This is a genomic window from Methanobrevibacter sp. (assembly GCF_045586545.1).
Lineage (GTDB): Archaea > Methanobacteriota > Methanobacteria > Methanobacteriales > Methanobacteriaceae > Methanocatella.
The window spans coordinates 1-10,308 of sequence record NZ_JAZNAN010000077.1 but is presented as its reverse complement, the minus strand read 5'-3'; the positions used below and the strand labels follow the sequence as shown (position 1 = coordinate 10,308).

At 34.5% G+C, this 10,308-nt stretch carries 9 protein-coding genes; 4 read left to right on the top strand and 5 right to left on the bottom strand.

What is annotated here, in order from left to right; all coding sequences use genetic code 11:
• Positions 1 to 29 precede the first annotated feature (29 nt).
• The gene (locus tag ACKI3D_RS06195) at positions 30 to 3,548 is read left to right on the top strand and encodes a hypothetical protein (protein WP_407392978.1); all 3,519 of its coding nucleotides are present in this window, start codon (positions 30 to 32) and stop codon (positions 3,546 to 3,548) included.
• Between the two features lie 13 nt (positions 3,549 to 3,561).
• On the opposite strand, the gene ACKI3D_RS06190 is transcribed toward ACKI3D_RS06195, so the two are convergent.
• From ACKI3D_RS06190 to ACKI3D_RS06170, 5 genes are all read right to left on the bottom strand, one after another.
• On the bottom strand, positions 3,562 to 4,119 hold the full coding sequence (locus ACKI3D_RS06190; protein WP_407392976.1) for a hypothetical protein: 558 nt from the start codon (positions 4,117 to 4,119) through the stop codon (positions 3,562 to 3,564).
• 145 nt (positions 4,120 to 4,264) lie between these two features.
• Positions 4,265 to 4,984: an alpha/beta hydrolase gene (locus ACKI3D_RS06185; protein ID WP_407392974.1), complete on the bottom strand. Its 720-nt coding sequence runs from the start codon at positions 4,982 to 4,984 to the stop codon at positions 4,265 to 4,267.
• 37 nt (positions 4,985 to 5,021) lie between these two features.
• On the bottom strand, positions 5,022 to 6,413 hold the full coding sequence (locus ACKI3D_RS06180) for an MFS transporter (protein WP_407392972.1): 1,392 nt from the start codon (positions 6,411 to 6,413) through the stop codon (positions 5,022 to 5,024).
• Between the two features lie 3 nt (positions 6,414 to 6,416).
• Positions 6,417 to 7,808, bottom strand: a complete 1,392-nt coding sequence (locus ACKI3D_RS06175; protein WP_407392970.1) for an MFS transporter — start codon at positions 7,806 to 7,808, stop codon at positions 6,417 to 6,419.
• Positions 7,809 to 7,810: 2 nt separating this feature from the next.
• The gene (locus tag ACKI3D_RS06170) at positions 7,811 to 8,236 is read right to left on the bottom strand and encodes a MarR family winged helix-turn-helix transcriptional regulator (RefSeq protein ID WP_407392968.1); all 426 of its coding nucleotides are present in this window, start codon (positions 8,234 to 8,236) and stop codon (positions 7,811 to 7,813) included.
• A 109-nt stretch (positions 8,237 to 8,345) separates the two neighbouring features.
• Between ACKI3D_RS06170 and ACKI3D_RS06165 the strand changes: the two genes are divergently transcribed.
• The 3 genes from ACKI3D_RS06165 to ACKI3D_RS06155 all read left to right on the top strand — a co-directional run bounded on the left by ACKI3D_RS06165 (position 8,346) and on the right by ACKI3D_RS06155 (position 10,149).
• Positions 8,346 to 9,506 (top strand): MFS transporter, encoded by a 1,161-nt coding sequence (locus tag ACKI3D_RS06165; RefSeq protein ID WP_407392966.1) that lies wholly within the window; start codon positions 8,346 to 8,348, stop codon positions 9,504 to 9,506.
• Positions 9,507 to 9,568: 62 nt separating this feature from the next.
• Positions 9,569 to 9,874 carry a hypothetical protein gene (locus ACKI3D_RS06160; RefSeq protein WP_407392964.1) on the top strand — a complete coding sequence of 102 codons (306 nt, stop codon included), beginning with the start codon at positions 9,569 to 9,571 and terminating at the stop codon, positions 9,872 to 9,874.
• Positions 9,875 to 9,897: 23 nt separating this feature from the next.
• Positions 9,898 to 10,149, top strand: a complete 252-nt coding sequence (locus tag ACKI3D_RS06155; protein WP_407392962.1) for a hypothetical protein — start codon at positions 9,898 to 9,900, stop codon at positions 10,147 to 10,149.
• Positions 10,150 to 10,308: the final 159 nt, after the last annotated feature.

Below are 10,308 nucleotides of genomic sequence, written 5' to 3'. Positions count from 1 at the left end.
TAAAATGTATCATTATCATAAGTATTTTATTGGCAATTCTAACAATAGGTGCAGTTAGCGCTAGTGATAATGATAATGTCACTTCGGACAGTTTAATGATAAGTGACGATGCACCGGATGTCATTTCCGATGATGGAGATAAGCAAAAGCCTAAAATTTATTTTGGAAGCTATTCATCAGAATTTTACGTAACCGACGATCCTTCCCTTTGGGTGGAATTTTGTGATGAGGATATTTCAGGAACCGTTGCAGTAAAAGTTGACGACGTTGAAAAGGTCAACAAAACCGCTTCCTGTGGATATGTTGATTTTGATTTGAACGAATTCGGAAGTGATTTTGAATATAATGTTCCTTATAACCTTTCACTTGTTTATTCGGGAGATGCAAAATATAAATCATGGAACACAACAGACACATTTACACTCAATTACATTAAGTTTGACGAATTTAGCGACCTTTCCATTGATACTCAGCAATGGGCCACTGTAAATTTACCTGTGGATGCCAAAGGTAAAGTTTCACTATATTTCGATGGCAAACTTTATGATACTGTCAATGTAAATAATGGAGAGGGTTCAATCTGGCTTAAGGATTTGGAATACGGCATTCATGATTATGAGTTCAGATATTCAGGAGATAAGAAATACCCTGCACAAAACAAAAGCGGAATCGCTAATGTGTCTTACTATTTGGACGTTGACATTAATGATGGAGAAATGTTCTGTTGGGGAAATGAAATTCTCCTTACAATTAACACTCCCGGTGCATGCGATGAGATGATTCTAAACCAGAATGGTGAAATCAAAAAGATAGCTCTTGATGAGGATGGAATTGCATTATATTCATTAGAAGATTTGAAATATGGTGAAAATAAACTGATTTTCAACTATCCTGGCGATTATAGATATCCTGCACGTTCAATTGCCCGCACAGTCTATGTAATTGAGAATACCGAATGTCCTGGTGAGATAGGATATTCAAGCGGTAAGGGAATTTCAATCAGATTGCCGTCCGATGCGAAAGGAGACATCATCATTTTGGAAAATGACGCTCCAATAGCAAGCTCAGAACTTACAGAGGGAATTGTCAATGTTGATTTATCCCTTTTGGAAATGGGACATCACAACATCACTATAAATTACACTGCCGATGATTACAAGATATATTTTGATAACTACAGTTTCAATATAATTCCTTACATCAACTATACCAAATCAATTAATATTAATGAAGACAATAGCATTTCAATCAGCCTTCCAAGTGATGCTGACGGTTATTTTGCAGTAAACTACAATGATGGGCTTATCGGAAACGAAAGCATCATTAATGGCAAGGCAAGAATTCCCCTTAATCTTGAAATAGGGGAATACCAAACAATAGTTGCAACTTATACTTCTTCTCGATATGGCAATTACACTTATGATGGGCTAATCAATGTTAGAAGTCAGCCAAGAGAAATACCGGCCATTCTAATTCTAGCAGACACAATAGTTTTTGACAGCACTTCAGTAGTCACTTTTGAAATTGCCGATTCTGCAGAAGGAACATTGAATGTATCCATAGCAGACAAAAAATTTGAGCTACCGGTAGAATACGGCATCGCATCCATATCCAGTGATGATCTGGTGCAGGATTTGGCATTTGGAAACTACACCTTAAAGGTTTCATATTCCGGAGACGAGTATTATTATCCTAAATCAAATGAAACAAATGTTTCAGTAAGCTTCATTTCAATTCATGTTTTAAACGAATATGAAATTGGATATAATAATCATATTTTCATTCATCAAAGCGAAGACGCATCCGCTTTTGTTGAGTTGTATATTGACGGCAAGTATGTAAAGGCAGCCAGTCCAATAGAAGATGATGAATCCACAACTAGCATTGACATATCTGACCTTGATTTTGGAGAATACAAAAATGTTGAGTTGAAATTCCCAGCAACCGGCAAATATGAAGCATTTACCAAAAAATGTTCATTTAACGTAAGCTATTTCATGGAGATTGTCGGCGATGAATGTGTTTATGGAAACCCTGTAAAAATTCTAATTAATTGCTATGGAGGCATTAACGGCGAAGGAACATTATCCATAAACAATAAGGATTATACTGTAAAACTCAAAAAAGGCCATGGTAAAATCGAGATTCCTAATCTGGAAATCGGAAAATACAATGCAACTTTCACTTATGAGGGAGATTCAGTCTATCCTAAAAAGATTGTAAGTGATGAAATTGAAGTAATCCCTTCCATCAATATTAAGGAGGTCTATGAAATTTGTGATGACATGAATGTTTCCTTGACATTGCCTGGTGATGCAAAAGGTAATTTAAGCGTTATAATCAAAGACAAGGATTACAACATTATTTTAAATAAGACAACATCTTTAAATAATGGAATGGCCATCATTCCAATCAATGAATTGAAATTAGGAGAATATCATATTGAATCTTATTATACCGGAGATGATTTCAGGGTTGATGAGTTATATGAAAAAATATCTGTCGAAATGAGAATTGAAAGGGATAAGAACAATCTTTTGATTGAAATGCCAGACAATGCAAGCGGCACAATTACCCTCATAATCTATGATGGCACCTATAATGCTTTTTTAACTAAGGAATTTGGTTTAACAAATGGAAAACTCAATTTGCCTGTGAATGAATATTTGCCGGATGCATACTATGCTGAAATAATCTATAACGGCAGCGATTATGGAAACTATTCAAAATCCATATATCTTGAAGACTTCAAATTGACTCCATCAATAAACATCACAGTTCCGGATGAGATAATTGCAAATTTCCCTGCAAAATTGAAATTCACATTGCCTAAGGATTTGATGGGAGACGTTTGGGTTTCAATAGGTGATGATTATTTCTATGGCATAGTTGAAGACGGTAAAGCAATCGTAGAAATAATTCCTCCTTTAAAAGGTATTAGATTAATCTATTATGGCTTTATAGGTGATGAAAAATACGCAAGCTGCTATGATTACGAATACATTACTGTATTAAAAACCCCTACGATTGTGGCTAAGAACCTGAAGATGTATTATAAGGACGGATCTATATTTAAGGTCAAAGTTTATGACAGTTTTGACAAGCTTGTCGTCGGGGAATATGTTGACTTTTATATCAATGGTAAATTTGTCAAATCAGTGAAAACCAATAAGAACGGCGTTGCAAAACTGAAAATCACAAAAGTCCCTAATAAATATCAGATAACAGTGAAATACAAAGGAGCTGTCGTAACCAAAAAGCTAACCGTAAAACATCTTTTAAGCTTAAAAAGCATTAAAGTCAAAAAATCCTCCCGCAAATTGATTTTGACTGCAAAACTTAAAAAAGGCAAAAAGGCTCTAAAGAACAAAAAAATCACATTCAAATTCAATGGCAAAAAATATACTGCAAAAACAAACAAGAAAGGAATAGCTAAAGTAACCATTAAAAAGAATGTGCTTAAGAAGCTTAAAGTCGGAAGAATAGTTAAATACCAGGCATCTTATATTAAGGATACTGTTAAAAAATCTACTGTAGTTAGAAAATAGAAATCAATTTTTTTCAAACTACGATTTCATAGTTTGTTTTTCTGTTGTCCCTCATTCTTGAATCCATATCTATCAAATCATAGACTAATGGATTGGTTATCAGTTTCATCCATATTTCATATGTTACTTTTAAAAAATCATGGTTCAATTTGATATGGTCACGCACAATTGGGCATTCATAGGGAAACTCCGTTTCATCAAAAATAAGATGGAATTCTCCATTTTTAGTTATATGAGGTATTAATGGAAATGTCCTGCATTGGATGGGTCTGATTGATCTGTCACATCTTGGAGGATTAACACATTTTACAAGGTATATCTGTCCTTTCCAGGAATGAGGATATTTAATTTCTGATGAATCAATGTAATATAGCTCAAATTCGTCGCTTTCTTCATACATCAACTCTTCACCTGGAAGTAAATATAGTGCAAGTTCACCTTCACCTTCCAAATCCTTGCAGCATACTTCACCGCATAGTTTTCCGCAATCAAAATCAACTGGAGAGACTTCATCAAGCCTTTCATAAATTTTTTCAATTGATTTTTTCATTTCTTCGGCAGTAATTTCCATACTTTAATATTTAGCAATTGTGTTATGTATATTTAATGATTTTTATCATTCAATAATTCTAATGATTATGATTTAATAAAAAATAGCTATCATTAAAGTGGCAGTTCATTGAAACACTTTGATTTAAAAAAATAAAAAAGAGAAATTATGTAAAGGAGATTTTATTGATAAAATCAATTATCTCATTTACACATCTATCCTGTTGCTTTTGCCAGCTGATAGTGGCCTGACCATCACCGGACTGATTGCCGTAATTGCCGATTTGACCATGGTTTCCACCCTTAATGACAATTTCAGTCAAATTGCTCATCAATGGTTTGGCTTCATTATATGAGTCAATATTAAACACCTTATCTTCAGATCCATAAATGGACAAGACAGGTTTTTCTATCTTTTCAGTAGGATAGGAAGCAAACAATATCAAACCGTCACTTTTATTGCTTTGATTAACGTAGGATGATGCTACAACTCCGCCCAGTGAATGGCCTGCAATGAAATAATGTGAGTAATTGCCAGAATCTATAATTTCATCAGCAGAATCCTGTCCGAAAAATGCCAAGTTGAAAGGCATTTCAACCAGATAGCAGTCTATGCCGCTTTCAGACAATTCCATCAGCATTGGAATATATGAAGTATACTCGACTTTAGCACCGGGATAGAATATAAGTGCAGTATCATTACCGTATCCATCCAACAATAGTCCATTTGTTGTGTTTATGACCTTAACATCCTTGGTTCCTTTCAAATACTTATTGACATTATCGTCTGCATGATAATAGTCATTGATGTAATATATGCCAAATGCAAGAACTATCAAAAGAAGGATAACTATTATTGATAGTATAATATAGCGCTTTTTCATCATATCACCAAAAAAATAAAACCTGATAGTAAAAATACTATCAAGTTGGTCTGTCAGTATTGAATTTGTCGCTGGACTTGATTCCGACAAGGGATGCAAATACTGATAGGATGCATGCGAATGTACAGATTCCGCAGATTATCTGTGAAGCTTGCACAATCATGCTTGCATATTGCGGAGCAAGTTCCAGATTGCCCATTACCCAAGCGAATATCAATGTCAAGAGACCTAAACTCATGGTTTGACCGATTGTTCTCATTGTGGCCTGGGAAGCTGATGCAGTCGGAGCATCCTTTGGCGGAACTGAACTCATGATTGCGTTCATGTTCGGGCTTGAGAATAATCCCATACCGAAACCCTGCAGAATCATAGCAAGAATAACAACATACAATGGAGTATCTCCTGTAAGGAATGTCAATATTGCAAGTGCTACTGCTGCAATTCCAATACCTATTGCCGCCAATTTTTGCGGATGAATCTTATCTGAAAGCTTACCTGCATTAGGCGCCATTATTGCCATAATAATTGGTGTGATGATAAGTATCATTCCAGACATTTGAGCATCCCAGCCTCTCACATATTGGAAGTGATAGTTTAGGATTGTTGTAACCACCATAATGGCCAAATAGCTGCATAATGCCGCAATATTTGATGAGGTAAACTTCTTGTTTTTAAACAGATTCATGTTGAATACAGGGGAAGTTTGCCTTAGCTCATAAATTCCAAATATTACAAGCATTATTATTCCTAAAACTGTCAAGACTTTACCGGTTGTTGTAATCAATGTTGTAAATCCATAAACAAATGCCAGAATTCCAAGTGCATATAATATTGATCCGACCTTATCGATTTTGTCCTTTTCATAGGTTTTCCATTCTTGAGGTATTTTCAGAATCATCAAGATGATACATAATACTAAAAATGGAATGACAAAGTAGAATATTGCTCTCCAACTAAAGTTATGCACTAAAAATCCGCAAATTACAGGTGAAAGGGAGGTTGCAAGATATACTCCTGTAACTGTAAATCCTAATGCTTTTCCTCTGTTTTGCGGTTTTACTGCATGTACGACCATTGCCATTGCGGATACATTTAAAAATGCCATACCTGCTCCTTGAAATACCCTGAACAACAAGAATGATTCTGTTGAAAATGAAAGAGCAGCGCCGATTGACCCTATTAAGAATACTATAACTCCAGCCAGCAATGATTTTTTAACTCCAAATTTTCCTGATATCTGTCCTGCGGGAACAGTACATACTGCTACAACCAGGAACAGTATTGTCGGTACCCAATTCTGAATAACATTATTCATTGCAAAGTCCTGTGCAATTGCTGGAACACCGATGATTATTCCATTTGACAGAAAGACTGCAAAGAATGATGTTATAAAGGATACGAATATAACATATGTTTCAAATTCTATTTTCATAATTTATCCCTCTCTATTAATATTAAATTCATCTTTAGACCTGATTCCGACTAAAGAAGCGAAAACTGCAATTATGCAGATTATTGTGCATATTATACAAATCAATTGTGAAGACTGAACTATCATGTCAGCATATTCGGATGAAAGCTTTAAGCTACCCATAATCCAGGCAAATACAAGTGTCAGAATACCTAAACTCATGGTTTGACCTATTGTTCTCATTGCAGACTGCGCAGCTGAAGCGTTAGGAGTTTCATTCGGCGGAACTGAACTCATAATCGCATTGGTATTTGGAGTAGTGAACAGTCCCATTCCTATACCCTGCAATATCATAGCTATCACAATAAGATATAACGGTGTATTTGCATCTAAAAATATTAATATCACCAATGTTACTGTAGCGATGCTCATTCCGATTGCCGCCAGTTTCTGCGGATGAATCTTATCGGATAGCTTTCCTGAATTAGGCGCCAATATTGCCATTATTATCGGGGTGACTATCAGCATGATTCCTGACATTTGAGCGTTCCAGCCTCTTACATATTGGAAGTGATAGTTAAGGATTGTTGTGATTGAAGCTATTGCAAGATAACTGCATAAAGCCGCAATATTGGATGATGTGAACTTTGTATTTTTAAACAGATTCATGTTGAATGCAGGGCTTTCAATCTTAAGCTCATAATATCCGAAAATAATCAGCAGTATCAATCCTATGATGATTGATATGGCTCCAAATCCATTCATCAGATTTGTGAATCCGTAAATGAATAATGATATTCCTATTCCGTATAAAATATAGCCCAATGTATCGATTTTGCTGCCTTCATAGGTTTTCCACTCTTTAGGTATTTTTAAAATCATCAGTATTATACAGATTACTAGGAATGGTATGACAAAATAAAACATTGACCTCCATCCAAAGTTGTATACCAGAAATCCGCTGAATACCGGTGACAGTGATCCCGCAAGATATATTCCTGTAATGGTAAAGCCCAATGCTTTTCCTCTATTCTGTGGCTTGACCGCCTGTACAACCATAGCTATTGCGGATACGTTTGAAAATGCAATTCCAATACCCTGCAGAACTCTAAATATTAAAAACATTTCTGTTGAAAATGATAAGCATGCTCCAAGAGAACCAATAAGAAATATTGAAACGCCCATTATCAATGATTTTTTAACTCCATATTTTCCTGAAATCTGGCCGGCCGGAAGCGTAAAGACCGCAACGACAAGCGCAGTCAATGTTGTAATCCAGTTTTGGATGACGTTGTTCATTCCAAATTCCGCACCAATGGCCGGTACTCCCAAAACTATACCTACAGATAAGAACACCGCAAAAAAGGATGTTATAAATGCTACAAATATTACAATCTTTTCTGAATCTATTTCCATGACTACACTCCCTCTATAAGTTTCATTCCTCTGATTGCTATTTCTCTTAATTTCTGCTTAAATTCCTCATCTTCTTCATTGATTCCAACTTCACTTTCCCAGTCAAGGGAAATCTGCCTTACTTTTGGAACCAGTTCATTAGCTTTTGGTGTTGTTTTAAGCATGTATTTTCGCCTGTTTTCCGGATTAACTTCCCTTGTGATATATCCGTCATCTTCAAGTTTCTTAAGGGATTTGGCAATATTCGCTTTGCTTTCACCGTAAAATGCCACCAAATCTTCCTGTGAACAATTGGGATTATCAAAAATCATCATTATATATCTTACTTCCTTTCCAAGGTTAAAATCACTAATGCGTGAGTTAAGATATTTCATTTGATTTTTTGAGATATTGTGAATGAATCCGATTACAGGTGCATTATTGTCCATTCTATCACCTGAGTAATACTTTGTAATGGAATTAATATAAATGTTTCTTTTGAAACAGTTAAAAAATAAACAATTAAAATATATAAAATTAAATTAAAAATATAAAGCAATGAAAAACAATCCAAAATTACTTGTATATATTCTGATGTTGTCTGCATTGGGAATCAATACTCCATTAAGCATTGTAGGGATAATATCACAAATATCAGAGTATTTCAACACATCAATTGCAATAACAGGATTATATGTGAGTTCATTTACCTTCACAATAGCAGCATGCGGATTGTTTATGCCCATAATATTTTCGAAATATGAAAGAAAACGGACATTTGTTTTCATACTGACAGTCTTTGCAATTGCCAATGCCATAATAATTTTCACCAAAAATATTTATGTTGCATCAATTTCAAGAATAATATCTGCAATATTCTATCCCGCATTCATATCAATCGCACTAACAGTATGTGAAGAAATCGCCCCTGAAGGTGAGGAGCAGGACTATATTACAAAGATACTTCTGGGAATATCAATAGGAAGCATCGTAGGTCTTCCGATAACAACTGCAATAGGTACCGTTTTGGGTTATCAAATGGCAATGGCCTGGATATTCCTGATCAATTTAGTAACATTAATATTAATTATAATATACTTTCCGAATATGGAAGGCAAATCAAAAAGCTATGAAGTGCCTGTTTCATCCTTGAAATCTGAAAAGTTTATAATGGGTTCACTTGGCATAATAATGATGCCGATTGGAGCGACAATAGTCTACAGTTATCTGCCGTATTTCCTTCAAATTGTCACTCACGTATACACATATAACTTAAGCATTCTTCTTTTTGTATACGGTTTGATTTCAATATCAGGAACATGGATTGGAGGAAAATTGATTGTCAAGAATGACAGGGTTACATTAATAGGGTTTCAGCTTCTGTGCAGTTTTGTAATCGCAGCAATATTCTTCTCGGCCGAATATCTCATAGTCTGCATACTATTCATTTTCATTTTCGGTATCATGGATGGCTTGGGATATAATCTTATACAATATATGGAAAGTTCTCTGTTGCCTGACACTCCCGAACTAGCAAATGGTGTATTTTTAACTATAGTCAACGGAGGAATTGCAATAGGAACTGCAATCGGAGGATTTTTGGTAAGCGGATATGGAATAATGTCAATATTTCCCGGAGGAATACTATTCTTAATCCTTGCATTTGTTTTATTGTATTTCGTAATATTCAGAATGAAAATCAAACTTAAATTTGACTAGAAAATAATTTAAATGAATATGTATATAATATATAATAATTATTTGTTTCATGGGGAAAAATTATGGTGAAGATGGAAATTGAATTAACCGAAGAGCAACTAGACAAAGTCAAACAGTTAGAAAAGCATGACATCAGTGTCGGTCAAGCTATTGATATGTTATTTGAAGCAAAAGAGGAAACTTTAGCTTTAGTTGAGGATATAGAAACTGCAGGTATTTTAGGAAAAATTAAAGATACCACTTTAGATGTTGATGATAAAGCTAAAGTCTTGGATGGAAACTATGGTGATTCAGAAGAATCATATGAAGAAAAAGTCAGAGACATTAAACACAAAGTCAGTTGGGCTAAAGACATTTTTAAATTCTAATTTAAAACATTTTAGGTGAAAAAATGAACGCAGAAGATTTTATTGCTGAATTAACCTCCCAGACAGGTTTAACAAATGAACAGGGTATAGCCGCTAATGAAGTTTTTGAAAGCACTTTTTTAGCAGGTAACAAGAACAAGAAATTGATTATCGATCAGTTATCCAAAAGATTGGGTGTTGATGAATCTCAGGCTGAAATGATTTATACTGTTGCTATAGGATTGCTTTCAGTAGGAGTACTGGAAAAAATAAAAAATATGATTTTCAGAAAATAGAGATTTTTTCTCTTCTTTTTTTTACTTTTTTTATTCATTTTCAAGAATTATAAACATTTTGATAAAATCCTTTAAATATGCGCTATTTTTTGATTAAAGGAGCATTATACTTTATTTTTATATTATTATTAATTGCAGTCAATTTTTTATTATTCTTCT